The following is a 25,825-nucleotide window of genomic DNA, read 5'->3' as shown; positions in this document are numbered from 1 at the left end:
TTTATTATGTCAAAAAAAACAATTTACTTCTTAGTTGGCGGAGCTGTAATTATTATCATAGCATTAATAGGGCTTTCCAAAGCAGGAGTAATAGGAAACAAAGATGAAGGAAAAGAAGTTGAAACATCAAAAGTGGCTGCTTCAACAATTGTAGAAACAGTTTCGGCTACAGGAAAAATCCAGCCGGAAATTGAAGTAAAACTTTCATCAATGGTTTCCGGTGAAATTATTGCATTAAATGTAAAAGAAGGTCAGGTTGTAAAAAAAGGCGATTTACTGGTAAAAATAAACCCTGATTTGTATACTTCAGGTTTAGAAAGATCAGTAGCAAATTTATCTGGAACTAAAGCCGGTTTAGTGCAGTCTGAAGCCAGTTTTAAAGAGGCAAAAGCAAATTATGAGCGTAACAAAACGCTTTATGATAAAGGTGTAATTTCAAAATCAGATTGGGATAAAGCCATATCGACTTATGAAGTCGCAAAGGCAACAAAACAATCTTCTTACTATAATGTTCAAAGTGCTTCGGCTTCTGTTACAGAAGCCCGAGACAATTTAGGACGTACAACAATTTATGCTCCTGCAGATGGTACAATTTCGGTACTAAATGTTGAATTGGGAGAACGTGTTTTAGGAACGCAGCAAATGGCTGGAACAGAGCTTTTAAGAGTTGCTAACCTTAATAACATGGAAGTTGAAGTTGACGTAAACGAAAATGACATCGTAAAAATTAAAATAGGGGACGAAGCCAATGTTGAAGTCGATGCCTATTTAAAAAAGAAATTTAAAGGTGTTGTAACCAGTATTTCAAATTCTGCAAGTACAACCTTAACTTCAGATCAGGTTACCAATTTCAAAGTTAAAGTTCGTATTTTAAAAGAATCATATCAGGATTTATTAGAAGGAAAACCAGCAGCGTATTCTCCTTTTAGACCTGGAATGACAGCTACTGTTGATATTATTACAACAACTAAAAACAATGTTTTAGCAGTGCCAATTAGTTCTGTTGTCGTAAAATCGGATACAACAGCCGTTACTGACTTTAAAGTAGAAGATCCAAACGAGAAAAAAGCAACTCCAAAAAGCGACAAGAAATTCGAATGTGTTTTTGTGAAAGTAGGAGACAAAGCTAAAATCAGAATCATTAAAACAGGAATTCAAGACGATACAAATATCGAAGTAATGTCTGGTTTGAAAACGGGTGATGTGGTAATCACAGGGCCGTATACAACAGTTTCTAAAGAACTAAATTCTGGAGATAAAGTAAAGCTTAAAAAAGCTGATACTCCAAAAAAGTAAATCAATAATATGATTATTGCATTGCATGGAGTTCCGGCAGAAATGGTTTTCAGTTTACTTGGTGCCTTTATTTCTGTCGTTATATATTTGATATGGGTGCATTACAGCGTCTATAAAACAAAATATTATAATGATGAATTTAAATATTTTTCAGTAGAAAAAAGACTGATTCTATATTTAGGCTTTTTATTAGCAAATTTAGGTGTTGCATTTCTGTTATTTTGGTTATTAACCTTTATTTTTGCAGCTACAATTTTCAGATGATTTTTTAATAAAAACACGTACTACATTGTCTTTCATTCTCAATATCGAAACCGCTACCAAAAACTGTTCAGTCTCAATTGCAAAAAATGGAGAAACCATTCTCTGTAAAGAAATTGCTGAAGAAGGGTATTCGCATGCTGAAAAACTTCATGTTTTTATTGAAGAAGTTATTGCAGAATCCGGTATTTCAGTTCAGGATTTAAAAGCGATTGCAGTAAGTCAGGGACCAGGCTCTTATACAGGTTTACGAATTGGGGTTTCGGCAGCGAAAGGCTTGTGTTTTGCATTAAATATTCCGTTAATTGCTGTAGATACTTTGCAGACTTTAGCATCAAAAGCGAATGTTTTAGATGGAAAAATTATTCCGATGCTGGACGCCAGAAGAATGGAAGTGTACAGCGAAATTTTTACTGCTGATTTACAAGTTGAAAGAGGAATCCAAGCGGAGATTATTACAGAAGAATCTTTTGCAGCCTATACAGAAAAACTTTATTTCGTAGGGGATTGTGCAGAGAAATGCAAACCAGTTTTGACTAAAGAAAATTTTGTGTTTTTAGAAGAAATCAAATACCCTTCGGCAAGAGAAATGAGTAAAATCAGTTTTGATAAATATCAAAAAAGCGACACTGTTGATGTCGCTTATTTTGAACCTTATTATTTGAAAGATTTTATGATGACACTGCCATCAAAAAAACAATAATCTAATTTTTATTTTTGAACGGTAAACGGCTGGACAGAAATTCCTGCTTCGTCTAAAGCTGCTTTACAATTTTCTAAAGTGTCAGAAAAAACAGCTCCGTAATTCACATTTTTGGCCCACGGACGAACTGCAAAATCAACAGAACTCGCTGATAAGTTTTTCACGAAAACTTCTGGTGCAGGCTTTTTAAGCACTTTTGGGTTTTTATTTAAAACATCCAATAAAACTTCTTTAGCCTTTTTAATGTCAGAATCATAAGAAACTGAAAAAGTCAAATCGGCTCTTCTTTCTCCCTGCATCGAATAATTAATAATAGTTCCGTTTGACAATGCGCCATTTGGAACAAAAACCGTTTGATTATTTCCGGTCAACATTTTAGTGACAAAAATCTGAATCTCTAAAACCGTTGCAATAACTCCCTGAGCCTCGATTGTATCACCAACTTTAAAAGGTTTGAAAACGATAATCAGCATTCCGCCCGCAAAATTCGAAAGCGAACCCTGAAGTGATAAACCAATCGCAAGACCCATTGCACCCAGAATAGCTACAAATGAAGAAGTCTCGATTCCCAGTTTTGAAATAAAAGTAACAAACAATAAAACACGAAGCGCCCACAACAAAATATCAGCAAGGAACTTTGTTAATGTTGGGTCAAGGTTTCTCTTAACCATTACTTTTCTGATAACTCTGTTGATTAATCGAATAGCATATAAACCAACAAATAAAATCAGCAGTGCCGAGATTAGTTTTGGAGAATAATCGATTAAAATATTGATGAATTTTGTAGCGTAATTGCTAAATTGTTCAGGATTGATGTACATATTATTTTGAATAAAAAAACCTTCTCAAAGAGAAGGTAAATTGATTTTGCAAATATAGCTATATTTTGTTTTTATATGAAAATACTTTCCGTTACTTCTCTTCTTCAGAGTCTGAATCTGTTACTGCGTCTTCGCTCACATCAACCACAGTTTCTGTAACCAGTTTATAATCTTCATTTGCAGTTTCAGTAATTACTTCTTTAATAGAATCAATCACGTCATGTATAGAGTCAGATGCTTTTTCTACATATTCGCTCACGGCATCTTTAGTATGTTCCAGATATTCGGCTGCAGAATCGATTATAGGTTCTGAGGCTTCTTTGACTTCTTCAAAAGTATTTTCGGCCTGATCTGCAAAATCTACCGCTGTTTCTTTTGCCGAGCCAAACAAATTGCTGAAAAATGATGATAATCCCATGGTTTTAAAATGATTAGTTAAGGTTACAATATTAATTATTTTTGGAGAAAAACAATTTAATTTTCGTTTAATTAATTATGAAATAAAAAAAGCGCCTCAAATGAGACGCTTACAATTATAGATAATTGAAATTTTTTATGCATTTAAAGCTTCAACTTTAATAGCTTCATCATTCAACATACTTTTCAGCATATTTTCGATACCGCTTTTTAAAGTAAAAGTAGACGATGGACAACCGCTGCACGCACCTTGCAATATCACTTTTACAGTTTTGTCTTCTTCATTATATGAATCAAAAGCAATATTTCCACCATCAGCCGCAACTGCTGGTTTTACGTATTCTTCTAAAATATTGATAATTTGCTGAGATGTAACATCTAATTTGTCAAATGCTTCATCTTTTGTAACATCATTTTTAGTAGTAGTCTGAATTAGATTTTCATCTAAAACAGTTCCTCCGTTTTCAATAAATTGTTTAATAAATGTTCTTAACTCCAAAGTGATTTCAGACCAGTCGTTGATTTCGTATTTAGTAACAGAAATATAGTTCTCATCAATAAAAACCTCTTTAACATAAGGAAATTTGAATAATTCCTGTGCAAGCGGAGAAGAAACAGTCTGGTCAATATTTTTGTATTCAACCGCGTTTCTAGTCAACATTCTGCTTACCACAAATTTAAGTGCAGAAGGATTTGGAGTTGTTTCTCCATAAACCGTAATAGGCTGTTTTTTTGCTTTGTTTTCGTCAACTTTAATGATAACACCGCCTTTGTCTACAAATGCTGCAATTTGCTCTGCAACATCATCTTGTACGTCACTCCATTCTACAATGCTGTATCTTTCGATTGCAATAAAATTTCCTGAAATATAAACGGTTTTTACAAACGGCAGATAGAACAATTGCTGTGCTAAAGGCGAAGCTTGGGCTTCATCTATGTTTTTGAATTCAAAGTTTTGATTTTGAGTAATGAAATCTTCAAATTCGAATTTTAGGATAGTAGGATTTTGAGTCTCTTTTATAGTGATTTTTGTCATGGTAGTAATTTTTTGCAAATTTACTAAAGTTATTTTCTACTATTACCTATATTTGATTTTTTAATAAAATAATTAAGACTCTATTCAAATAATTCGTACGAAATTATCAAGAGTGTAAAAATTAGACTAACTAGCCCGCCATTATGAAATTAAAAATCAAGTTATTAATTGTTTTTTTAATAACGACTTTTTATACTTATTCTCAAGAAGGAATTCCTGTTTACTCTGATTATTTATCAGATAATTACTACTTGATTCATCCTTCGATGGCTGGAGCAGCAAATTGTGCAAAAGTTAGATTAACAGCCAGAAAGCAATGGTTTGGTCAGGAAGATGCGCCGACACTTCAAACTTTAAGTGTTAACGGAAGATTAGGAGAGCGTTCCGGTGCCGGGATTATTGTTTTTAATGATAAAAACGGATATCATTCTGAAAAAGGAGTAAAGCTTACCTATGCGCATCATATTATGTTTTCAAGAGATGAAGTCGATTTAAATCAACTTTCTTTTGGTATTAGCGGAGGATTGATTCAGAATCAGTTAGATGAAACAAAATTTGGCGGTACTTTTGATCCAATTGTTTTTGGTTCTATTCAAAAAGACTCTTATTTTAATGTAGATTTTGGAGCTTCTTATAACTATTTAGATTTTTATGCGCATGCAACGGTTCAGGGCGTTCTTGAAACCAGAAGAGAATTGTATACAGATTACGAAAGTGATAATTTAAGAAAGTTTCTTCTTAGTGCAGGTTATGTATTTGGGAAAAGAGATAAAATTACCTGGGAGCCTTCTATTTTATTTCAACTGTTTGATCAGACAAAAGAAAAATCTATTGACCTGAACTTAAAAGCTTATAAGAATTTAGATTTTGGAAGTTTATGGGCTGCTTTATCTTATAGAAGAAGTTTTGACGGAGCTCAGTTTAGCTCTGGAAGCGGAGTTTCAAATCAAAAACTGCAATATTTTACACCAATTGTGGGCGTGAATTTTAAAAACTTTATGTTTGCTTACACCTATTCTCAGGTTACAGGCGATGTAAAATTTGATACTGGCGGATACCACCAGATTACTTTAGGAGTTAATATATTTTGTAGAAAGGAACGTTACGATTGTAACTGTCCGGCAATTAATTAAAATTTTATTATGCTTATTAAATCTGTAAACGGAAAATCACCTGCAATTCCAGAAGATTGTTACGTTGCTGAAAATGCAACTATAGTTGGCGATGTTTCTTTTGGTGAATCTTGCAGTGTTTGGTTTAATGCAGTTGTTCGCGGCGATGTTCACTTTATTAAAATAGGAAATAAAGTAAATATTCAGGATGGAGCAATAATTCACTGCACCTATCAAAAACACCCAACAATTATAGGAAACAATGTTTCTATAGGACATAATGCCATTGTTCATGGTTGTACAATTCACGACAATGTTTTAATAGGAATGGGGGCTATTGTAATGGATAACTGCGTTGTCGAAAGTAACTCTATCGTGGCAGCCGGAGCAGTTTTGACCCATAATACAGTTGTTCCTTCGGGAACTATTTTTGCCGGTGTTCCTGCCAAAAAGGTAAAAGATATAGATCAATCTGATTTTGCCGGAGAAATTGAACGTATATCAAACAACTACGTAATGTATTCTGGCTGGTTTAAAGAATAAATTCTATTAAATTCCAAATAATAAAAATTCCAAAATAAAAAATTCCAAATTCCAATAGTTATTGACACTTCATTGGAATTTGGAATTTTTATTTTTTGGAATTTAATACTTTAAAGATTGATTTTTTCGAAGAAAGCATTTTTATAACTTTCGCTTATTGGAATTCGTTTATCGCTAATCAAAACTTTATTTTTTTGTATTGATTTTACGTGTTTTATATTGATAATATAAGATCTGTGGATTCGCGAAAATCCTTTGCTTGAAAGCAGGTTTTCTAATTTTATTAAACTGATTAAAGTCAGCGTGAATTTATTGTCTGTCGTGTAAATTTTTACATAATCTTTCAAACCTTCGATAAAAAGAATATCCGAGAAATTCATTTTTACATTTTCATATTCAGCTCTCACAAACATAAAATCTTGTTCAACTTCCGGAGTGGCAATGCTTTCAGAAATGGGCTGAACAGCCGCTGCAGGATTACTGATTTGCTGCGCCCGAACCACAGATTTTAAAAAACGATGAAACGGAATTGGTTTTACTAAGTAATCAACCGCACCAAGATTAAAACCTTCAACGGCATAATCAGAATAAGCGGTTGTAAAAATTACCAAAGGTTTTTTTTCGATTGTATTTAAAAAGTCAATTCCTGAAAAATGTGGCATTTGAATATCAAGAAAAATCAAATCAATATTATTTTGATTGATAAACGAAACGGCATCGATCGCATTATTAAAAGTGCTGACCAGTTCAAGCGAATCTACCTTCTTGACAAAATCTTCTAATAGTTCAACTGCTAAAGGTTCATCATCAATAATTACACATTTCATCTGTTGAAAATTAAGTTTTTAAATTTGTTTTGGCAGTCAAAAGTAGTTTTAAACCAATGAATTAAGTTTTAAAATTATCATAAAAGTACGCAATTAATCCAAGTATCATTTTAACGTTTATGTCGTTTTGATTTCATCTAATTTTAAACTTAAATGAACACGATAAAAATGATTATCCTGATTAATAGTCAGTTCGTGTGCGTTTGGATAAAGTAAATCCAGTCGGCTTTGAATATTTATAAGTCCGATACCAGAATTGTCAGGATCTTTTTCATAATTTTCGATAGTATTTTCGATCCAAAAATCCAGATCATTTTCAGAAATGAATATCTTAATCTTTACGTGCGTAGCCCCTTTGTAATCGGTTCCGTACTTAAAAGCATTTTCTACAAAAGAAATTAAAAGCAAAGGTTCAATAAACTTGTTTTTGGTATTGCCGTGAACATTTATTACAATGTCTTCAATATTATTCAGCCTCAGTTTTTGCAGTTCAATATAATTCTGAATGTAATTGATCTCTTTTTCTAAAGCCACCGTTTTGTTATCTGTTTCGTAGAGCATATAGCGCATTAATTCAGATAAGGTTACGATGGCATCAGGGACCAAATCAGATTTCTTATGTGCCAGAGAATAAATACTGTTTAACGAATTGAATAAAAAATGCGGATTGGTTTGCTTGCGCAGATAAATCAATTCGGTATTCGTTCTGTGTGTTTCGGCGATTAGTTTATTTTGCTGGTTATTGTAAAACTCTGTCAGTGTTCTAATAACGGCGCTTATGGTAATAATTAAAATATAAAAAAAAGACGGGCCAATTTTAAAAAACAACGGCTGTCTCGCCGGCGCCATCATTACTCTGCCTCTTTGCTTATACAGGTTAATTGCTTCAGGCGGAATCATTCTTGTTCTCATGTGTCTAAACTCAGGAATAAAATAATGAATCCTGATAATCATGAAGACAGCAATAAGAATAAAAATGAACAGAAAATATTTCCAATACTTTTTTTGTAAAAGAAGAGCAGGTACCAAGTAAAAATAATTCAGATAAAATAACAGAATTCCCGTTGCCCATTGTACATAGAAATCATTATTGATTCTAAATGGACTTTCATAAAATTGAATCAGCGATGTTAGAATAAAGAAAATCCAAATCATAAAATGGAATAGTATTTTATTTGAATTTGTATTTTTAATGGTATCTAGTGTCATTTATAATTTTATTTTTAATAAAATTAATTCATTTTTGGTTACCGTTGGAGATAAGTTTTGTTTGAGTTTTTCAACCACAAAATGGGCTGTTTTTAAAGCGTCTTCTTCTGTTGAAAAACTTTTGTTATCATTTATTACAGGAATAATCGATTGTTTAATTATGATTTTATCTTTATAAGAAATCGAATATCCCCAGCCTGTATTTGTTTTAAATGATTCGGTTTTAAAAACTTCCTTTTTTGTACAGGAAACAATTTGTAAAACCAGAACCAAAAGCAATAAATTCTTCTGGATTTTACTCCAGAAGAATTGTTTAGTATTAATTGTCATCGTCGCTTTGTTCATCTTGAGGTCTAAATTCCCATGCATCGTCAAAGTAAGTAGAACCCACTCTTCCTAACATATAAAAACCACGATTGTTAATTGTAAAGCCAACAGCATCAGTTCTTGTTGCGCCTTCCATAGCTGTTCTTTCTTCCCAAAGATCTGTTGAAGGATTGTATTCCCAAACCGTTTTGATATTTTCACCGCCCACAACATATCCTAATCCGTTCATTGAAAAACTAGAAGCATTAGACCTTGTAATAGCATATTCATCATTCCAGGTGTAATCATCATCTGTATCTTTATCGATATCTCTTTTTCTTGTCCAGACATCAGTTGCAGGATCAAATTCCCAAAAATCTTCCTGATAAACACCATTATTAACTCCGGTAACCAAATAGGCTTTATCTGAAATTACAAATACAGTAGCATTACGTCTTTTATTACCGCTAAATCCGTTTACAAGTGTCCATGTATTTGCCTGATCATCATATTGATAAAAATCTTTTAAATAATTTCCATCATAACCAGTTCCAAAATAAGCTTTTCCGCCAGCTTGGAAACCAACAGCAGCATAACGGCCTGTTCCTGCAAAATCAGCTTTTTGAGTCCAGCTGTTGCTTGATGGATCATATTGATAGAAATCCTTTAATTTATTAGTTCCATCATAACCAAGTCCCACATAACCTTTATTATTTAGCGTAAAACTTGATGCCGAACTTCTGGCAACACCTCCGAAATTAGCTTTCTGTTCCCAGTAATCTCCAGTTGAGTTATAAGCCCATAAATCTTTTAAATATTCATCTCCGGTATAACCCGTTGCTACATAAGCAAAATCTCCAATTACAAAACTTGTTGCACTAGATCTTGCAGGACCGTCAAACGCTGATTTTTTAATCCAGTTACCTACTAAATCATCGTCATCGTCATCATTGCTGCAGCTTATAAAAAAGAGGCTCGAAAGCAGGGTTGCGAATAATATTCCTTTTTTTAGATTATTCATAGTGTTTAAAATTTATTTATTGTTTGTATTTGATCCCAATTCCTAAAATGTATCCGTTGCTTATGTTGAAATCATAAACAGTATGATTATCACCGTTCGTTAATTTGTATTTTTTGTCAAAATCATATCCGGCTTTAAAATTTAAAAACCAGTTTTTATCGACATTTCTCTCATATTCAAATGAGGTTGTCATTTGTGATAAAGTAGCTTTTGCGGCATTTTTATCTATTTCATTCTGAATATTTAAATTGTAAAAACTTCCGTTAAAGCTGTTACTTAAACTAAACTTGTTGCGTATGTTATTCAAATACGAAATCCTTGAATCCGGAAAACCAATCAGCACATTAGCGTTGTCATTCATTTTATAATTTAAAGAAGCTGACGGCAGAAATTTTGGGTTTCCAAAAGCGCTGGTTTTTGCGGCTCCAATACTTAAAGTCATTTTTGAACTTAATTCCTGTTTTATTTCAAAACTTCCTAAAAGTGTAAAATCAGAAAAACCTAAATTTTCCTGAAAACTGAACGTTGGCGTAACCGCAAAATTCAGTTTTGTCGAATTTGATATTTCCTGCGAAAATTCAAATTTGTTTTTAATCTGCTGTAACTTTTCAAAATCTTCAAAGGATTCATAATGACCTAAATTATAGTTTACATTCAAATTCGAATATTCCAGCGTATTTGTAATCAGGCTTTTTGAACTTATTTTTTTGTTGAACGAAACACCAATACTTGTTTCAGTAAAATCAATTTTGTCAGTAGGCTCTGTTTTCAAATTCAGCTGTACTGAAAAATTTTCCTGCGCATTCATATTTAGAAATGACACTAAAAAAACCGAACAAATTATAAACCTTATTTTCATTACTTATTTATTGGTTCAAAAGTAGGTTGGAGAAGGTTTTAAAAAAAAGAAGATATATGTATGACTCTTTTTGATAGACAAAACAGCCTTTTTTAAGGTCGAATGAAATATTTATTTGCAATATTCCATTGTAGATGTTTTTTCGCCGTTGATAGTCTAAAAACACGTGACTGTATATGTTATAGTGTGGTGCAGAAGACTGCATTTTATATTTGCTCAAAAAATTGATTATGGGCAAGTTTTTATTAATGTTAGTTTTTGCTTTTACTATATTTTCCTGCGGTACAGATACTGATGCGGGAAATTTTGTTGTAGGTTCAGATTATTTGGCTATAAATAATAAAGTAGTGATGATCGATACGCTTACGGTCGAAATGTCAACTATAAATTTCGATTCACTTATTACTTCGGGACAAAGCCGAATTTTAATAGGTAATTATGATGATCCTATTTTAGGAAAAGTAAAATCAAACAGTTATTTCCAGCTTTCTGCAAGTTCTTATACCTTGAATAATTCAGGTTCAGATACTGAGACTGTAAATTTTGTTTTTGATTCTATCTCCATGATTTTAAAATATGATAACTATTATTACGGAGATACTACTCAGGTTCAAAAATTTGACATTCATCGACTGACCCAAAAAGTAAAGCCAAATAAAGATGATGACAGTTTTTACAATAACTCCACTTTAAGCTACAGCGACGAAAGTCTGGGCACTGTTTCGTACAAACCCCGTCCAATTGAAAAAGATTCTATTAATATTAAAATGAGTAAGGATTTTGGAGAAGCGCTCTTTCAAAAAATAAAAAAGAGAGAAATTACAGGTTTGGATAATCTTACTGAATATTTAAAAGGATTAGTGCTTGTTCCTTCAGGTTCTAATTCATCAAGTGTAATAGGATTTCATACTGCTACCAGTAAAGTTCGAATGTATTATTCCAAATATCAGGGCGACGCAGATGCCGATTCTTTTTTTATCGATTTCCTGATGTCAAATACAGCGACACAATTTAACTCTATATCGCTCGATAAAACAGGAACTATAATTCAAAATTTACCCGTTTCGACCAGTAAACTTTCAAGTTCCTTAACCAATAAACAAGGTTTTATTCAGTCCGGAACCGGAGTTGCCTGCCGTATTGATTTTCCAAACATAAAACAGCTTAAAAATATTTCAAGTAACGGAGCTATTGTCGACGCTCAAATGTTTATAAAGCCTGTAAATAATTCGTATTCAAATAAATATCCTCTGGCAGATTCTTTAAAAGTATATGTAGGCGATAATTTAAACAGAATTAGCGGCAGTTTGCTTAATGCTGCAGGAGCGGCAGTTTATGGAACTTTGAGCCAGAAAAGCGATGAGTTTAATGAAAATATAGGTTATACCATTCCGCTGGGCAGTTTTTTACAAAAGGAAATGCTGAAAGCGTCAGATTCAAGATCATCCCTGATATTAACATTGCCCGGAATTTCTAAATCAGTTAACAGACTTGTTTTAGGAGATCAAAAACATCCCGAAAATAAAATTCTAATAAAAATTTATTACCTCTCCTATTAAATGAAAAAGAAAATAATTTTTGTAAGCTGCTTCATTTTAATGACGCTGACTTCATTTTCTCAAAGTATTTCGAGTTCGCCCTATTCATTGTATGGTTTAGGAAGTGTATATGATGCCGATTTTGGTGCGATTTCATCAATTGGATCTTCCGGAATTGCTTTGCCTTCAGAAGGTTTTATCAATAATCTAAATCCGGCGTCTTTAGGGTTTATGCCTTTAAATCATTTTATGCTTGATGTGGGCGGAAAAGCTATTGGAACAACATACCAAAGTAAATCCAAAACCGAGAAGCGAAATAACTTTCAGTTTTCTCATTTAGCTTTTGCTTTTCCCGTAACTAAGAACTCAGGTTTTAGTATTGCACTTAAACCGTATTCGAGTTCTACGTATAAAATTTCAAATCTTTTACTGCCTATTGCAGATAGTAAGGAATCGTATAATTTGTCTGCAGCTGGTTCAGGAGGATTAAATGATTTTGATTTTTCCTATGGATATCGTTTTGGTAAAAAGCTGACTGTTGGAGCTACTGCCGCTTTGTTATTTGGAAATATTACAGACGACCGGACCTTTACTATTTTGAATTCAATTACTAATGTTCATAAAAAAACAGATTACAGCGGATTTCGTGCTACTTTAGGAATGCAGTATAAAATCGATTCTACATTGACAATTGGAACAACTTTTAAACTTCCGGCACAAATTAAAGGCTCAAAAGTTCAATCTGTTCAAACGTCTACAGATGGAGTTGTTAATGTTATTGAGTCTGAAACAGCTTCGGATGTAGATGATTATTATATGCCTTTAGAAATAGGAATAGGGATCAGCAAACGCTTTAAGAATGTTTTGAACATGACTTTAGATTACGAAAAAAGTTTGTGGAATGATACCAGACAGTCTGATCTTTATGGAGATTTTGTAAATCAGGACAGATTTGCCCTTGGGTTTTCTTATTTTAATGCCAATAGAAATATGCGGAAATATTGGGATAGAATAACCTATTCTGCGGGAGCAAATTTTGATACGGGTTATCTTGAAGTCGACGGCAAAAGAGTTAACAATGCCTCCATTTCTGTGGGCGTTAATCTGCCAATCGAAAACACCTCTTCGTCCCTAAATATTTCATATTCCTATGGTCAAAGAGGCAGGGTATCAGAAAATCTTATTAAAGAAAATTATCATAAGATAACCCTTAATTTATCTTTAGACGGAATTTGGTTTGTGAAACGAAAGTTTGATTAATTAAAAGTCTTTTTCAATTACCGGATATTTATCTTCTAAAATAGATTTTAAAACTGCTGGATTTGAATTGACATAAAATATAGGTTCACTTTTTGGAGTGTCAGTAAAACCGACTTTTTCACGCAAAATATTTTGTGTTTGTCTTGCTACTGCCTCTCCAGAATCTATAATTTGAATATGATCAGGAAGTATTTTTTTAATCTGCGGAATTAAATACGGATAATGACTGCATCCTAAAACAAGATAATCAATATTAGCATCGATCATAGGCTGTAGATATTCCTCTAATAATTGCGTCATTTCCGGAGAATATAAATTGCCATCTTCAATTAATTTAACCAGACCGTAACCAACCTGCTCAATAATTGTAGTATGCTGAAACATCTCTGCAGTTTTATTAAACAGTTCGCTGTTTAAGGTTCCTTTTGTAGCCAGAATACCAATTACCTGCGTTTTAGAATTATTGGCAGCAGGTTTTATTGCAGGTTCAATTCCTATAAACGGTATATCATAATCATTACGAAGTTCCCAAATTGCATTTGTCGTCGCAGTGTTGCATGCCACTACAATTAATTTACAATTGTTTTCAAGTAAAAACTCTACATTTTTTTTACTTAAGGCAACAATCTCTTCTTTTGTTTTTTGACCGTAGGGAGCATTTTTGCTATCGGCTAAATAAATTGTTTTTTCGTTTGGAAGTAAATCGTGAATTTCTTTCCAGATTGAAGTCCCTCCAATGCCAGAGTCGAAAACGCCTATAGGATTATTGTTTGTCATAATACAAAATTAGTATTTTTTGAAATAAAAATATATTCCAATTTAGTAGAAATCTGGAAATATTAATGGATTTTAATTTTAAATAAATGTAAAAAAAAACTGCTTAAATTTTAAAAATTTAAGCAGTTTAATTATAAGGAATTCGTTTATTAGAATCCTAAGTCTTTTTTCACGTCAGCAGTAATGTTTGGACCATCAGCTAATAAAAGAGTAGAACCATCTAAAACATATTGGAAACCTTTAGCTTTACCAACTTTTTGGATAGAAGCTCTTACTTTTTCCATTAAAGGTTTTACGATATCAGTTTCTTTTTGTTGAAGTTCTTTTTGAGCATTGTCTCTGTAGTCAACAATTCTTTTTTGCATATCCTGAACTTCTTTAGAACGATCACCGTTTACAGCCTCAGTTACAGTTGCTGCTTCAGCTTCATACTTTTTGATTTTAGTTTGGTATTCGTCAACCATTTTTTTGTATTCAGCATCATATGTCCCACTTAATTTTTGCAGTTGATTTTGAGCATCTAGCATAGCAGGCATTTTCGACATAATCTCGCTAACATCAACATGGGCAACCTTCGCCTGTGCGTTCATTGTATTACTTGCTCCTAAAATAAGTATTGCAGCAATTAGTAAAGTTTTGATTTGTTTCATCATTTTAAAAAATTAATTAATTATTGGTCGTATTTGTTTTTTGTGTTTCGGCCTCTTTTGCTTTTTTAGCCGCTTCTCGTTCTTCGAGTATTTTTTTTCTTCTCTCTTCTAATTCTTTTTTACGTTGTTCGTAAAGCTTTTGTCTTTCTGCTGCTTTATCTACTGCAGGTTCTGTTGTCGCTGGGTCAGTAGTTGTTGCAGCAGCAGGTTTAGCTGTTTCTCCAGGTTTAGCCGTTTCAGTTGTTTTTGCTGCCTCGGTTGTTTTTGCTGGTTCAGAAACCGTGCCATTTTTTTTAGCTTCACGCTCTGCCTGAATTGCTTTTCTTCTGTCGTCGTATTCTTTTTTCTTAGCTTCCTGCTCCAGTCTTCTGTCTTCAATCAGTTTTTCTCTCGCAGTTCTCTTTTCATCTAATGCTTTTTGACGATCTGCCATTGCCGGATTTTCATCAATTGCATTTTCCTTGCTCTCTTTAGCTTCCTGATCTTTCAATTGTTTTTTAGTCAATTGTTCTCTTTTCTCAGTTCTGTTTAAAATACGCAGTACCTGATCACTAATATCGAATCTTTTATTACTAAAAAGCATTGTCAAATCTGACGATTTATCAAAAATGAAATCATAATTTTTAGCTTCGGCAATATCTTGAACAGCTGTAAAAACCTGATCCTGAATTGGCTTTGCTAAAGCTGATTTCTGTCTCATTAAATTTCCATCAGCACCAAATTGTTTTTGTTGATATTCCAGCATTTCGTTTTCCTGAAATTTTATTTCAGTTTCTCTTTCATCAATTAATTCTTTAGTCAATAAAGCTTTTTCCGCCTTAAGATTTTCTTTAAGCGTATTGATGTTTAATTTTTTGGCTTCTATTTCTTGCTTCCACTTTTGAGCTTTTAGCTCTAATTGTGATTTTGCTTCTTTGTAATCAGAAACATTTTCCAAAATATATTCCATATCAATGTAACCGATTCTAGTCGTTTTACCTTGACCCTGAATTGTATTTACGGCAATCAAGACTAAAAATATAAATAAAAACCGTTGTTTCATAACATTACTTTATTTTGAATTTTTAGCCAAAGGTATTAAAATTTGTACTAAAACCCGCACTAAAACTGTTGACCAATAATAAAATGTGTTTCCCATCCATTTGCCTTGTTTGTAACAGACCCTGGAAGAGCATCAAAACCGTAACCAAAATCAATTCCTAATAATCCAAATGCAGGCATGAATACACGTAAACCAGCACCAGCAGAACGATTTAAATCAAACGGATTGTAATCTTTAAACGATGGATATGATGAACCTGCTTCTAAAAACGTCAATGCATAAATCGATGCAGACGATTTTAATGTAATAGGATAACGTAATTCCATCGAGAATTTGTTATACACAGTAGCTCCAATCTGTTGTCCCAATGAATTAACAGGTGTCAGCGAGTTGTTCGGATAACCTCTTAATTGTATTGTTTCTCTACCATCCATTGAATAGTTTGCCATTCCATCTCCTCCTAAATAGAAACGCTCAAACGGAACAACTCCTCTTGATTGATCATAAGCTCCTAAGAAACCAAATTCTGTTAATGTTCTTAAAACTAATTTTCCATACACTTTAGTATACCAGTCTGCTTTAAATTTTACTTTATAGTATTCTAACCAGTTATATTTCTTTTGATCGACCTTTGCAGCATCAGTATCTGCGCTTGCATAATCTGATCCAACGCTTGATATTTTTCCTGAACTATCGGTTTTGTAATAATCTCCTTTGTTAAGAGGCTGGCCAAAGTCGTCAGATTTGTTTTCGCCTGTGTATTGTGCTTTATATTCTTTTTGATTTCCTAAATCTCCGTAATTAACCCCATTAAATAATGAGTATGGAGGCGTAACTTTTGCAGAGATGCTAAATTCAGAACCATAAGTTGGGAATATTGGGTTAACCCCTTTATTACTTCTTGAGATTCCTATTGTATAAGCAAGGTTTCTAGATGCTCCGTTACCAAATGTAAACAATCCAGTATAGTAATTGTTTAAGTCATAATGCTGATAACTCACAGATTGTGAAAGAACGAAATAATCATCCGGCACCGTTAAACGTTTTGCTAAACCAACCTGAACCGTAAAAATATTAAAACTTTGGCTTTTATCTACAGTTCTCGTTACATAATTGTTATTGAACTGTTTACTGTATGAAATTGATGAACTAAACTGTACTGGTTTTTTACCTCCAAACCATGGTTCAGAGAATGATAAACTGTACGTTTGGAAATAAGTACTTCCTTGTAAACGAAGTGCTACTTTTTGTCCGTCTCCCATAGGAAGCGGTTTATAAGCATCTTTATCAAATAATTTTCTAGCCGAGAAGTTGTTGAAAGATAAACCTAAGGTTCCAATGAAACCTCCGCCGCCGTAACCTCCTTGAAGCTCAACCTGGCTAGATCCTTTTTCTACTAATTGGTATTCAATATCAACAGTTCCTGCAGCAGGATCAACGTTTCTAAATTCGGGTTTAATAGCCTCCGGATCAAAGAAACCTAATTGACCAATTTCACGAATAGTTCTAACTAATTCTTCTTTGCTGTATTTGTTTCCTGGCTTAGTTCTTAACTCACGGTAAATAACGTGGTCATTTGTTTTGTCATTTCCAGTAACATAGATTTTATTGAAATAAGCGATAGGACCTTCTGTAATTCTAATCTCAAAATCAATTGTATCGTTTACAGTTTTTACCTCTACAGCATTAATTTTAGAGAATAAATAACCGTTGTTTTGGTATAAGTTCGTGATATCTTCCCCGTCAGGTTTTGTGTTATCAGCGATTCTTTTTTCTAGTAAAACACCATTATAAGTTTCTCCTTTTTTGATCCCTAAATAACGGTTTAACTGCTGATCTGAATAAACGGTATTTCCTAAAAACTTAATATTTCCGAAGTAATATTTGTTTCCTTCTTCTACATTAATTTTTATAGCAAGCATATTTTTGTCTTTGTTATAAGTAACAGAGTCATAAATAATACGTGCATCACGATATCCTTTTTCTTTGTAAGCAGCGATAACTTTTTCTAAGTCAGTTTTATATTTTTCAGGGATAAATTTAGACGCTTTAAAAACACGAAGCAGATTTTTTTGTTTCGTATCCTTCATCGCAGCTCTTAATTTTGTATCGGTAAGCTGTTTGTTTCCAATGAAATCAATACTGCTTATTTTAACTTTATCTCCTTTATCTACCCTCACTAGCATGTTTACCTGATTTCCGGCAGTACTGTCGGGAGTAGTAGTAATGGTAACTTTTGTATTGTAAAAGCCGTCTTTTTTATACTTGTTTTCGATGTAATTTTTAGTAGTTGTAATTAAGTTTTCGTTTACAATTTTATTTTTAGTTAAATTGTTATCCTTAATTAATCCTTCGACTTTACTTTTCTTAACGCCGGTGATTTTAACTTCATTTAATTTTGGAAGTTCAACAATATTTAAATCTAAATAAATACTGTCGTTTTGAACCTTATTAATATAAAAAGAGATTTCGTCGAAAAGACCTAGTTTACCTAATTTTTTGATAGCGCCCGTGATTTCTTCACCCGGAACTGTTATTTCATGCCCCACTTGAAGGCCTGAGAAAGTAACAACAGTCTGCTCATTGAAGCTTATTTTACCAACAACAGAAACTTTAGCCAGAATATATTTTTTTCCTTGGTCAAAAGGAACTCTATCTTGAGCTTTAACTTGTGAAAAACTACCCAATAGTAAAAGGGTACAGATTATTTGTGGTATTCTTTTTTGTAACACTAAAAAATTATTTAATTTGTTCACTGGTTTTTCCAAATCTACGTTCTCTTTTTTGATAACTAATAATAGCCTCATATAAATCTTGATCTTTAAAGTCTGGCCACAAGACATTAGTAAAATATAATTCAGCATAGGCAATCTGCCACAACAGAAAATTACTTATTCTATGTTCTCCACTTGTTCGTATTAATAAATCTACGTCAGGTAAATTTTGCGTGTAAAGATGCTCATTTATAATTGAATCGTCAATAGTGTCTATTGAAATTATATTATTTTTAACTTTATCACTAATCACTCTAACAGCATTTACCAATTCCTCTCTGGAACCATAGCTTAAAGCAAGGGTTAACGTTAGTCTGGTATTGTTTTTGGTCTTCTCAATTACGTCTAAAAGTTCCTTTTGTGCCGATTTTGGCAATTTATCAAGATTTCCAATAGCATTAAGTCTGATATTGTTTTCTTGAAGTGTAACTAGCTCTTTTTTTAAGGAATTGATCAATATTTTCATTAATGCCTCAACTTCCAGTTTAGGACGATTCCAGTTTTCTGTAGAAAAGGCATACAGCGTTAGGTACTCAATACCTAGTTTGGCACAAGTTGTAATTGTTTTTTTTACAGATTTGGTGCCGTTTTCATGTCCAAAAGCTCTTAAAAAGCCTTGTTGTTTAGCCCAGCGCCCGTTTCCGTCCATAATAATGGCCAGATGTTTTGGTAAGTTTGATTGATCTATAGAGTCTAGTAAATTCATTTTTATTATTCTGCGCAGTAGCAAGGTTTTTGTCCAAAGGTATAAGTTAAAGTAATACCTGAAAAGACATACCAGTCATTATTATTTAAATTTCCGAATTTTAAAATGTTTGTATTGCTGGTATCAGGATTACTGCCGTCAATATTGTCGGTAAAAGTATATCGTGCGCCAACTTCGGCACCTATAACAAAATGCGGAGTTACATTTGATTTAATTCCGAGTGTTATAGGTATTGCAAATGAATTTGAATTGATCTTTTGCGTTGTACTAATGCTGTTGATATTACGGTATAAACCATCATAAATAAAAAAGCTTAAACCTGAATATATATAAGGAGTAATTTTTGTGTGATAATCATGAAGATTAAAATCGAAAAAATTAAATTCTAAACCAGCAGAAAATTCTTTTACCTCGTTTTCAAAACGATATCCTCTGTTGCTGCGGCTTGTTTCGTCTGAATCAGCATCATTTCCAAGAATATTAGACTGTGTATAAGAAAAACGATAAGAGTGCCTTGGACTTTTGTTCCATTTGTACAAAATACCAAAAGCCGGTTTATTTGGGTTAATGTAAGTTGTACTTCCAACGTCACCAACAAAGTTACTTCCGCCAACAAACACACCAAGCTCATTGATTTGAGCATTAAGTGTAATAAAAGGGAAAAAACATAACAATAAATTAAAAATTTTCTTCATTTAATTCAAAATTGCGTGCAAATATAATAATTATCAATACGAATCAAAGTTCCTTTAGATAAATGTGCTTTTTTTTCAATTTACATTATGATTTTGAGCAATTTAATGATGATTCGCTATATGCAGAACGAGAAAATGTGGTATTATCGTATAGTGATGAAGGAGAAAAGAGATTAATTTCTCTTGTCCTCTCCCCAGAGCAGTTTATTTCTTAAGGTTTTTAAGAAAGTTTCGCCCGGTATTTCAATCATTTTTATTTTATAATCTGTTTTTTTGATCTTAAGAACTGATTCGTTTTTTACCGAAGAAATTCTGGAATCTAAGGAAACCAAATATTGGTCTTCTCTTCCTGTTACGCGTAAAGTGATTTCTGTATCGTCTGGAATAACAAGTGGTCTGGCGGTTAAATTATGTGGTGCGATTGGTGTAATTACTAAACTTTTTACATCTGGAGTTAAAATAGGTCCTCCGCAGCTTAATGAATATCCTGTAGAACCTGTTGGAGTAGAAATAATCAAACCATCTGCCCAGTAAGAATTTAAATATTCATTGTTTAAATAAGTATCAACAGTAATCATCGAAGTCGTATCTTTTCTGCTGACAGTAACCTCGTTCATTGCAAAATTAAGTTCTGCGAAAGCATCATTTTTAGGTTCGCAGGATATGCCCAGTAAAGTTCTTTCAGAAGTTGTGTAGTTTTGATCGATAACATATTGCAGTAAACTGTCAATGTTTTCTTTTTGAACTTTTGCAAGAAACCCTAATCTTCCTGCATTTATACCTAATAAAGGAATACCTGAATTACGAACAAAAGCCGCCGCTCTCAAAATCGTTCCATCGCCGCCAATACTAATCAGCATTTCAAAACTATTATCTAAAGTAGTACTTGGAGAAAAAGTTTTATACTCCTTTTTTACAAGCTGCTTATCGTAAAGCATGTCCAGAAAATTTTCCTCAATTACCATTTCTACATTATTAGAATTGAAAAACGAGAAAATGTCTTTTATAATAGGTTCGGTACTGTTTTGATAATATTGTCCGTAAATGGCTATTTTCATTCTTCTTAATTAGATAATGAGGAAATGTGTTAATTTGATAATTTATTAGTTGAGAACATTTTCTAATTTAAATATTAAGATACTTGTCTAAATAATCAGAACGTTCTTTTAAACTATTAATATAGGTATCTTCCTGATGTTCTGAAATGATTTCATAACCATATCTTCTATACGTCTGAATAATTTCGTTCATCGCTCCCAAACCTATTTTTATGGTAATCTGAACATTTTCCACATCAGCTTCAGAAACAAAACAGCCCAAAATTTTACCGTTATTACTTTCTACAATTTGCGTTACTTCGCTCATTGAATAATCCAGCAGTCCTTTTTGAACAATAATAATTCCTCCTTGTTCCTTTAAAAATGGCGTTTCCTGAAAAAATTTCATAATATCTTCCATTTCATAATAGCCTATATAGCTGTTATTTTCATCAAGAATTGGAATAATATTAGTGTGATTTTTTGCAAAGACTTCCAGGACATCCAGCCAGATCATTGATTTTCTGGCAAAAAAGCGTTCTAAAGTGTATTTGTAGTCAATAGCTTTTTTATCGGTATCAAACGTTTCCACATCATCAGAAGAAATACTTCCAATGAAAATCCCATCTTCTAAAATCGGGAAATGAGAAAAATTTACATCGATGAAAAAGTCCTGAATCGAGGCTATCGTTTCCTGACTATCAATCGCTCTGAAATCATTTGTGATATAGTTTGTAATTTCTGTCATAAATCAATCGAAGATATTTGATGCAAAATAATCAAAAAATACCAAAAACTGCTGCGTTTTACTTTGTATTTTTGTCGTAACAAATATAGTGTTACTTGAATTAATTATCTATTTATATGACAAAGTTAAGTGTTAATATCAATAAAATTGCAACGCTGCGAAATGCAAGAGGCGGAAATGTACCTGATTTATTAAAAGTTGCTGTCGATATTCAGCGTTTTGGAGGGCAGGGAATTACCATTCATCCGCGTCCGGACGAGCGTCATATTCGCTATCAGGATGCGCGCGATTTAAAAGCAATTGTTACTACTGAATATAATATTGAAGGAAATCCGCAGCATAATTTTATTGATTTAGTTTTAGAATGCAAACCAGATCAGGTTACTTTAGTTCCAGATGCAATTGGAGCCATTACATCTTCTGCAGGCTGGGATACCATTAAAAATCAAGATTATTTAACCGAAGTTATTCAGGAATTTCAAAGAAACGGAATCAGAACATCGATTTTTGTTGATCCGGTTTTAGAAATTATAGAAGGAGCTAAAAAAACAGGAACGGACAGAATCGAATTATATACAGAAGCTTTTGCACATCAATATGATTTAGGAAACAAAAACGGAATCGATCCGTATGTGAAAGCTGCAGAATTAGCAAACGAATTAGGTTTAGGAATTAACGCCGGACATGATTTGAGTTTAGACAATATTCAGTTCTTCAAACAAAATATTCCGGGATTGCTGGAAGTTTCAATTGGACACGCTTTAATTTCAGAGGCGCTTTATCTTGGTTTGGATAATGTTGTGAATATGTATTTAAATAAATTGAAATAAGATCTGATAATGATTACGAATCAAACGCCATTATTTTCAGAGATTAAAGAAATTATTCTCCAGTCTCGTCAGCGTGTTTTTAGGATGGCAAATTCTGTCTTACTTGAAACATATTGGCAAATAGGGAAATTAATTATTGAAGACGAACAAGAAGGAAAAGATCGTGCAGATTATGGGAAAGCTACTTTAAAGAATCTGGCAGATCAGCTCACTTTTGAATTTGGAAAAGGGTTTGATGATAGTAATCTTCGAAATATGCGTTCATTTTATAAAATGTTTCCAATTCGTGACGCATTGCGTCACGAATTGAGCTGGACACATTATCGATTATTGTCAAGATTAAATTCTGATGAAAAAATAAATTATTATTTAAATGAAAGTATTCTGAACAACTGGAATAGCAGAACGCTTCAAAGACAAATAAATTCATTGGCATTTGAGCGTGTTTTGGAACACAAAAGGATTGAAACAAAACCTGAGACAATTCATAATTTAATAAAAGACCCGTATATTTTTGAGTTTTTAGGATTGTCTGCTGAAACTAAAAATTCAGAACGGAGCATAGAAACTTCAATAATAGATCATTTGCAACAATTTTTATTGGAATTTGGAAAAGGGTTTGCATTTGTAGCACGCCAACAACATATTGTTACAGATACTTCTGATTTCTATATTGATTTAGTGTTTTATAATTATATTTTGAAATGCTTTGTAATCATTGACTTAAAAACGGGTTCATTGTCTCATCAGGATATTGGACAAATCGATATGTATGTACGTATGTATGATGATTTGAAAAAAGGAGAATCAGATCAGCCTACAATTGGAATTTTACTTTGTTCTGAAAAAGATGAAACAATTGTGAAATATTCTGTTTTAGCAGATAAAAAAAGTGTTTTTGCAAGTCAATATTTACTTTATATGCCGAAAGAAGAAGATTTGAAAGCGCTGATTGAAAGTGATATTCAAAAATTTCAATTAGATAAGGAACATTAAAAAAATAAGATTAAAATTAAAACAATTATAACCTGATGTAATTGGGTTATAATTGTTTATTTTCGCACTTTTCTTATTAAAATTAAGTGTCGAAATCTATTATTCTTTTTTTATTATTATCCTTTTCCAACCTTTTTGCACAGTCAAATGTTAGGATATCAGGAAATGTAAAATCATCCGAAAATCAAAATTTAATTGGTGTCAATGTTTCTTTTGAGATAAACAAAAAACAGCTGTATACTATTACAGATACTTTAGGTAACTTTTCAGAAAGCATTCCTTCAGGTAATTTGGTTCTAAAAATTAACCATTTAGATTTTATACCAAAAACTATTTATTGCAATCTTCAAAAAGATACCATACTTTCTATTGTTTTAGAAAAAGATATTTCGCTTTTAAAAGAAGTGATTATTTCGAATGATAAAAAAAGCGGAATCAAAACTTTATCCGGCGGTAAACTTTCTTTTAATTTAAAAGAATTAAACGCTGTTCCAGCACTTTTAGGAACTACAGATATTATAAAACTTTTGCAATTGACACCGGGAGTACAAAATTCAGGAGATGCAAACGGTTACTTGTACGTGCGCGGCGGTGATCCCGGACATAACGCCATTTTATATAATGAAGCTCCCATTTATGGAATGTCTCATTTATTAGGGATTTTCCCTTTTTACAACGCAGATCATATTAAGGATGTAGAATTTGATAAATCAAGTTCGAATGCAAAATATGGCGGACGATTAAGTTCGACAACAGTTTTAAACACCAATAAAAAATTACCATCAGAGTTTTCGATTCAGGGAAATGCCGGAATTTTGGCTTCGCAGGTAACATTGGCAGTTCCTCTTAATGATAAAACAGGATTTTATGTATCTGGAAGAAAAACTTATATAGATGAAGTTGTAGGCCCAATATTAAAATCTGGTTCAGATAGCAATGATGTTCAGGATATGAAATATGGTTTTTCTGATGCGAATTTTACTTTTTTATCCCAAGTTTCTAAAAAGAATATGTTTTCATTAGATGCTTTTTTTAGTGGAGATGAGTTAAAAATAAAAGACGAAAATCTGGCGTTGCGAACGAATTTAAAATGGAGCAATTTTACAGTTTCCCCATCTTTAACCACAACATTTTCTCCAAAAGTAAACATGTCTAATTCGGTTTATTTTAGTCATTATTCTAATGATTTAAGTATGGAACAGGCAACAATTCAATTTGGAGTTTCTTCTTTTGTAAAAGATTTTGGATTTACAAATTCAGTTAGATTTTCAATTCATAATATTCCATTTGAATCAGGATTGCAATATGTTTATCATAATTTGCAGCCTCAAAAAGTGAATGTAGAAAACCTGACAACGCTTGATAATTATTCCCAAAGAATAATTAATGCCAATGAAGCAGCAATTTTTCTAAACGCAAAACCGAAGTTATTTGAAAACGTAACGGCCGATTTAGGACTTCGAATTAATTATTATACTTCGGGATCAGATTCGTATTTGCATTTTCAACCGCGCGCTGTGCTGAATTATTATGCGAATGAAAGATATTCATTTTATGCTTCTTATAATAGACAATATCAATATTTGAGTTTGATTACAACTTCAAGCGTTGGTATTCCAACAGATTTTTGGATTGCGAGTTCTGATGGAATAAAACCACAATCGTCTAATGAATTTGCTGTTGGTTCCAATCAAAATATTACCAGAAATTTTTCTTCTTCATTTGGCGGATTTTATCGTTCGATGAAAAATCTGCTGGAATATCCGTATGGAATAACGCAGTTTAATGAAATCACAACGCTCAAAAATGATTTGTATGTAGGTGAAGGAAAAGCATACGGATTTGAAATGATGCTGAAAAAAAGCAACGGAAAATTTACTGGCTGGCTGAGCTACACATTAAGCTGGTCTGATCGAAATTTTGATGAATTGAATAATGGAAAAACGTATTTTGCGAAATATGACAGACGCCACAATCTTTCAGTTGTCGGAATGTATGATTTAAATGCAAAATGGAATTTTGGAGTTACTCAAATTTTTGGCTCCGGAAATCGATTTACAATGCCAACTTCCTGGTACTTCATAAACAATAATCCTGTTAAAGAATACTCAGGATATAATAATGCACAAATGCCGGATTATATTAGGACTGATCTTTCGGCAAATTATTATTTTATAAAAACGCAGAAAAAAGAAAGTGCTTTAAACTTTTCTATTTACAATGCATTCAATATTTCAAACCCGGTTTATGTTGTTTTAGATGTAGAAGTAAACGAAGATAAAAGCAAAGTTGTGGTAAAGCAGGAAAAAAAGGTTTTATACCGAATTCTTCCTTCTGTTAGCTGGAGATTTAAATTTTAAA

26 protein-coding genes are annotated in these 25,825 nt (G+C 32.6%); 10 read left to right on the top strand and 16 right to left on the bottom strand.

The window, feature by feature from the left end; genetic code table 11:
* Positions 1 to 6: 6 nt before the first annotated feature.
* Genes APR43_RS15620 through tsaB form a run of 3 tightly spaced genes read left to right on the top strand, consistent with a single transcriptional unit; the run spans position 7 to position 2,260 of the window.
* Positions 7 to 1,296, top strand: coding sequence for an efflux RND transporter periplasmic adaptor subunit (locus tag APR43_RS15620; RefSeq protein WP_053471646.1), 1,290 nt, complete (start codon positions 7 to 9; stop codon positions 1,294 to 1,296).
* A 9-nt stretch (positions 1,297 to 1,305) separates the two neighbouring features.
* Complete coding sequence (locus tag APR43_RS15615) at positions 1,306 to 1,560, top strand: hypothetical protein (RefSeq protein WP_053471645.1); 255 nt, start codon at positions 1,306 to 1,308, stop codon at positions 1,558 to 1,560.
* 25 nt (positions 1,561 to 1,585) lie between these two features.
* Positions 1,586 to 2,260 (top strand): tRNA (adenosine(37)-N6)-threonylcarbamoyltransferase complex dimerization subunit type 1 TsaB, encoded by a 675-nt coding sequence (tsaB, locus tag APR43_RS15610; protein ID WP_053471644.1) that lies wholly within the window; start codon positions 1,586 to 1,588, stop codon positions 2,258 to 2,260.
* Between the two features lie 8 nt (positions 2,261 to 2,268).
* Here the strand turns inward: tsaB and APR43_RS15605 are convergent, their stop codons facing one another.
* The 3 genes from APR43_RS15605 to APR43_RS15595 all read right to left on the bottom strand — a co-directional run bounded on the left by APR43_RS15605 (position 2,269) and on the right by APR43_RS15595 (position 4,534).
* Positions 2,269 to 3,081, bottom strand: a complete 813-nt coding sequence (locus APR43_RS15605; RefSeq protein WP_053471643.1) for a mechanosensitive ion channel family protein — start codon at positions 3,079 to 3,081, stop codon at positions 2,269 to 2,271.
* Positions 3,082 to 3,172: 91 nt separating this feature from the next.
* The gene (locus APR43_RS15600; RefSeq protein WP_053471642.1) at positions 3,173 to 3,499 is read right to left on the bottom strand and encodes a hypothetical protein; all 327 of its coding nucleotides are present in this window, start codon (positions 3,497 to 3,499) and stop codon (positions 3,173 to 3,175) included.
* Between the two features lie 135 nt (positions 3,500 to 3,634).
* Positions 3,635 to 4,534, bottom strand: coding sequence for a NifU family protein (locus APR43_RS15595; protein ID WP_053471641.1), 900 nt, complete (start codon positions 4,532 to 4,534; stop codon positions 3,635 to 3,637).
* A 143-nt stretch (positions 4,535 to 4,677) separates the two neighbouring features.
* Here APR43_RS15595 and APR43_RS15590 point away from each other — a divergent pair, with 143 nt between their 5' ends.
* Both APR43_RS15590 and APR43_RS15585 read left to right on the top strand, forming a co-directional pair.
* Entirely contained in the window at positions 4,678 to 5,667 is a 990-nt protein-coding gene (locus tag APR43_RS15590; RefSeq protein ID WP_053471640.1) for a type IX secretion system membrane protein PorP/SprF, read from the top strand.
* Between the two features lie 9 nt (positions 5,668 to 5,676).
* Positions 5,677 to 6,189, top strand: a complete 513-nt coding sequence (locus APR43_RS15585) for a gamma carbonic anhydrase family protein (protein ID WP_053471639.1) — start codon at positions 5,677 to 5,679, stop codon at positions 6,187 to 6,189.
* 110 nt (positions 6,190 to 6,299) lie between these two features.
* Here APR43_RS15585 and APR43_RS15580 read toward each other — a convergent pair whose 3' ends face one another.
* The 5 genes from APR43_RS15580 to APR43_RS15560 all read right to left on the bottom strand — a co-directional run bounded on the left by APR43_RS15580 (position 6,300) and on the right by APR43_RS15560 (position 10,360).
* Positions 6,300 to 7,016 carry a LytR/AlgR family response regulator transcription factor gene (locus APR43_RS15580; protein WP_053471638.1) on the bottom strand — a complete coding sequence of 239 codons (717 nt, stop codon included), beginning with the start codon at positions 7,014 to 7,016 and terminating at the stop codon, positions 6,300 to 6,302.
* 117 nt (positions 7,017 to 7,133) lie between these two features.
* Complete coding sequence (locus APR43_RS15575) at positions 7,134 to 8,225, bottom strand: sensor histidine kinase (RefSeq protein WP_053471637.1); 1,092 nt, start codon at positions 8,223 to 8,225, stop codon at positions 7,134 to 7,136.
* Positions 8,226 to 8,555 (bottom strand): DUF4907 domain-containing protein, encoded by a 330-nt coding sequence (locus tag APR43_RS15570; RefSeq protein WP_053471636.1) that lies wholly within the window; start codon positions 8,553 to 8,555, stop codon positions 8,226 to 8,228. It abuts the gene before it with no gap.
* Positions 8,545 to 9,552 (bottom strand): Kelch repeat-containing protein, encoded by a 1,008-nt coding sequence (locus tag APR43_RS15565; protein ID WP_053471635.1) that lies wholly within the window; start codon positions 9,550 to 9,552, stop codon positions 8,545 to 8,547. The genes APR43_RS15570 and APR43_RS15565 overlap by 11 nt, the downstream gene beginning before the upstream one ends.
* 16 nt (positions 9,553 to 9,568) lie before the next feature.
* Complete coding sequence (locus APR43_RS15560; RefSeq protein ID WP_240514959.1) at positions 9,569 to 10,360, bottom strand: DUF6268 family outer membrane beta-barrel protein; 792 nt, start codon at positions 10,358 to 10,360, stop codon at positions 9,569 to 9,571.
* A 281-nt stretch (positions 10,361 to 10,641) separates the two neighbouring features.
* Between APR43_RS15560 and APR43_RS15555 the strand changes: the two genes are divergently transcribed.
* Together APR43_RS15555 and APR43_RS15550 are read left to right on the top strand one after the other, a co-directional pair.
* The gene (locus tag APR43_RS15555) at positions 10,642 to 11,970 is read left to right on the top strand and encodes a DUF4270 family protein (RefSeq protein ID WP_053471633.1); all 1,329 of its coding nucleotides are present in this window, start codon (positions 10,642 to 10,644) and stop codon (positions 11,968 to 11,970) included.
* Positions 11,971 to 13,209: an aromatic hydrocarbon degradation protein gene (locus APR43_RS15550; protein WP_053471632.1), complete on the top strand. Its 1,239-nt coding sequence runs from the start codon at positions 11,971 to 11,973 to the stop codon at positions 13,207 to 13,209.
* On the opposite strand, the gene murI is transcribed toward APR43_RS15550, so the two are convergent.
* The 8 genes from murI to APR43_RS15510 all read right to left on the bottom strand — a co-directional run bounded on the left by murI (position 13,210) and on the right by APR43_RS15510 (position 21,638).
* The gene (murI, locus tag APR43_RS15545) at positions 13,210 to 13,986 is read right to left on the bottom strand and encodes a glutamate racemase (RefSeq protein WP_053471631.1); all 777 of its coding nucleotides are present in this window, start codon (positions 13,984 to 13,986) and stop codon (positions 13,210 to 13,212) included.
* Between the two features lie 149 nt (positions 13,987 to 14,135).
* Entirely contained in the window at positions 14,136 to 14,639 is a 504-nt protein-coding gene (locus APR43_RS15540; protein ID WP_177178064.1) for an OmpH family outer membrane protein, read from the bottom strand.
* A 13-nt stretch (positions 14,640 to 14,652) separates the two neighbouring features.
* On the bottom strand, positions 14,653 to 15,678 hold the full coding sequence (locus tag APR43_RS15535; RefSeq protein WP_053471630.1) for an OmpH family outer membrane protein: 1,026 nt from the start codon (positions 15,676 to 15,678) through the stop codon (positions 14,653 to 14,655).
* Between the two features lie 59 nt (positions 15,679 to 15,737).
* Positions 15,738 to 18,485, bottom strand: coding sequence for an outer membrane protein assembly factor BamA (bamA, locus tag APR43_RS15530; protein ID WP_053471629.1), 2,748 nt, complete (start codon positions 18,483 to 18,485; stop codon positions 15,738 to 15,740).
* The gene (locus tag APR43_RS15525; RefSeq protein ID WP_053471628.1) at positions 18,418 to 19,158 is read right to left on the bottom strand and encodes an isoprenyl transferase; all 741 of its coding nucleotides are present in this window, start codon (positions 19,156 to 19,158) and stop codon (positions 18,418 to 18,420) included. Before APR43_RS15525 ends, bamA begins: the two co-directional genes overlap by 68 nt.
* A gap of 5 nt (positions 19,159 to 19,163) precedes the next feature.
* A complete protein-coding gene (locus APR43_RS15520; protein ID WP_053471627.1) occupies positions 19,164 to 19,853 on the bottom strand; it encodes a DUF6089 family protein in 690 nt (229 codons plus the stop codon).
* A 173-nt stretch (positions 19,854 to 20,026) separates the two neighbouring features.
* Positions 20,027 to 20,911 (bottom strand): NAD kinase, encoded by an 885-nt coding sequence (locus tag APR43_RS15515; RefSeq protein WP_053471626.1) that lies wholly within the window; start codon positions 20,909 to 20,911, stop codon positions 20,027 to 20,029.
* A gap of 67 nt (positions 20,912 to 20,978) precedes the next feature.
* Complete coding sequence (locus tag APR43_RS15510) at positions 20,979 to 21,638, bottom strand: CBS domain-containing protein (RefSeq protein WP_053471625.1); 660 nt, start codon at positions 21,636 to 21,638, stop codon at positions 20,979 to 20,981.
* Positions 21,639 to 21,754: 116 nt separating this feature from the next.
* On the opposite strand from APR43_RS15510, the gene APR43_RS15505 reads away from it, so the two are divergent.
* The 3 genes from APR43_RS15505 to APR43_RS15495 all read left to right on the top strand — a co-directional run bounded on the left by APR43_RS15505 (position 21,755) and on the right by APR43_RS15495 (position 25,824).
* Positions 21,755 to 22,468: a pyridoxine 5'-phosphate synthase gene (locus APR43_RS15505; RefSeq protein ID WP_053471624.1), complete on the top strand. Its 714-nt coding sequence runs from the start codon at positions 21,755 to 21,757 to the stop codon at positions 22,466 to 22,468.
* 9 nt (positions 22,469 to 22,477) lie between these two features.
* Positions 22,478 to 23,464, top strand: coding sequence for a YhcG family protein (locus APR43_RS15500; RefSeq protein ID WP_053471623.1), 987 nt, complete (start codon positions 22,478 to 22,480; stop codon positions 23,462 to 23,464).
* A gap of 86 nt (positions 23,465 to 23,550) precedes the next feature.
* Positions 23,551 to 25,824: a TonB-dependent receptor plug domain-containing protein gene (locus APR43_RS15495; RefSeq protein ID WP_053471622.1), complete on the top strand. Its 2,274-nt coding sequence runs from the start codon at positions 23,551 to 23,553 to the stop codon at positions 25,822 to 25,824.
* The last annotated feature ends 1 nt before the right edge of the window (position 25,825 follow it).

Origin of the sequence: Flavobacterium sp. NLM (genome assembly GCF_002210235.1) — a bacterium.
Classification (GTDB): Bacteria; Bacteroidota; Bacteroidia; order Flavobacteriales; family Flavobacteriaceae; genus Flavobacterium; species Flavobacterium panici.
This window is presented reverse-complemented; position numbering and strand designations above follow the sequence as displayed.

What these genes read in the sequence shown, in the direction of transcription:
- APR43_RS15560 (WP_240514959.1), bottom strand. Translation starts at nt 10,360, where the DNA reads ATGAATGCGCAGGAAAATTTTTCAGTACAGCTGAATTTGAAAACAGAG.
- APR43_RS15575 (WP_053471637.1), bottom strand. Translation starts at nt 8,225, where the DNA reads ATGACACTAGATACCATTAAAAATACAAATTCAAATAAAATACTATTC.
- APR43_RS15510 (WP_053471625.1), bottom strand. Translation starts at nt 21,638, where the DNA reads ATGACAGAAATTACAAACTATATCACAAATGATTTCAGAGCGATTGAT.
- APR43_RS15520 (WP_053471627.1), bottom strand. Translation starts at nt 19,853, where the DNA reads ATGAAGAAAATTTTTAATTTATTGTTATGTTTTTTCCCTTTTATTACA.
- APR43_RS15570 (WP_053471636.1), bottom strand. Translation starts at nt 8,555, where the DNA reads ATGACAATTAATACTAAACAATTCTTCTGGAGTAAAATCCAGAAGAAT.
- APR43_RS15595 (WP_053471641.1), bottom strand. Translation starts at nt 4,534, where the DNA reads ATGACAAAAATCACTATAAAAGAGACTCAAAATCCTACTATCCTAAAA.
- APR43_RS15500 (WP_053471623.1), top strand. Translation starts at nt 22,478, where the DNA reads ATGATTACGAATCAAACGCCATTATTTTCAGAGATTAAAGAAATTATT.
- murI (WP_053471631.1), bottom strand. Translation starts at nt 13,986, where the DNA reads ATGACAAACAATAATCCTATAGGCGTTTTCGACTCTGGCATTGGAGGG.
- APR43_RS15605 (WP_053471643.1), bottom strand. Translation starts at nt 3,081, where the DNA reads ATGTACATCAATCCTGAACAATTTAGCAATTACGCTACAAAATTCATC.
- APR43_RS15590 (WP_053471640.1), top strand. Translation starts at nt 4,678, where the DNA reads ATGAAATTAAAAATCAAGTTATTAATTGTTTTTTTAATAACGACTTTT.
- APR43_RS15615 (WP_053471645.1), top strand. Translation starts at nt 1,306, where the DNA reads ATGATTATTGCATTGCATGGAGTTCCGGCAGAAATGGTTTTCAGTTTA.
- APR43_RS15515 (WP_053471626.1), bottom strand. Translation starts at nt 20,911, where the DNA reads ATGAAAATAGCCATTTACGGACAATATTATCAAAACAGTACCGAACCT.
- bamA (WP_053471629.1), bottom strand. Translation starts at nt 18,485, where the DNA reads ATGAGGCTATTATTAGTTATCAAAAAAGAGAACGTAGATTTGGAAAAA.
- APR43_RS15600 (WP_053471642.1), bottom strand. Translation starts at nt 3,499, where the DNA reads ATGGGATTATCATCATTTTTCAGCAATTTGTTTGGCTCGGCAAAAGAA.
- APR43_RS15535 (WP_053471630.1), bottom strand. Translation starts at nt 15,678, where the DNA reads ATGAAACAACGGTTTTTATTTATATTTTTAGTCTTGATTGCCGTAAAT.
- APR43_RS15505 (WP_053471624.1), top strand. Translation starts at nt 21,755, where the DNA reads ATGACAAAGTTAAGTGTTAATATCAATAAAATTGCAACGCTGCGAAAT.
- APR43_RS15620 (WP_053471646.1), top strand. Translation starts at nt 7, where the DNA reads ATGTCAAAAAAAACAATTTACTTCTTAGTTGGCGGAGCTGTAATTATT.
- APR43_RS15585 (WP_053471639.1), top strand. Translation starts at nt 5,677, where the DNA reads ATGCTTATTAAATCTGTAAACGGAAAATCACCTGCAATTCCAGAAGAT.
- APR43_RS15580 (WP_053471638.1), bottom strand. Translation starts at nt 7,016, where the DNA reads ATGAAATGTGTAATTATTGATGATGAACCTTTAGCAGTTGAACTATTA.
- APR43_RS15555 (WP_053471633.1), top strand. Translation starts at nt 10,642, where the DNA reads ATGGGCAAGTTTTTATTAATGTTAGTTTTTGCTTTTACTATATTTTCC.
- APR43_RS15525 (WP_053471628.1), bottom strand. Translation starts at nt 19,158, where the DNA reads ATGAATTTACTAGACTCTATAGATCAATCAAACTTACCAAAACATCTG.
- APR43_RS15540 (WP_177178064.1), bottom strand. Translation starts at nt 14,639, where the DNA reads ATGATGAAACAAATCAAAACTTTACTAATTGCTGCAATACTTATTTTA.
- APR43_RS15550 (WP_053471632.1), top strand. Translation starts at nt 11,971, where the DNA reads ATGAAAAAGAAAATAATTTTTGTAAGCTGCTTCATTTTAATGACGCTG.
- APR43_RS15565 (WP_053471635.1), bottom strand. Translation starts at nt 9,552, where the DNA reads ATGAATAATCTAAAAAAAGGAATATTATTCGCAACCCTGCTTTCGAGC.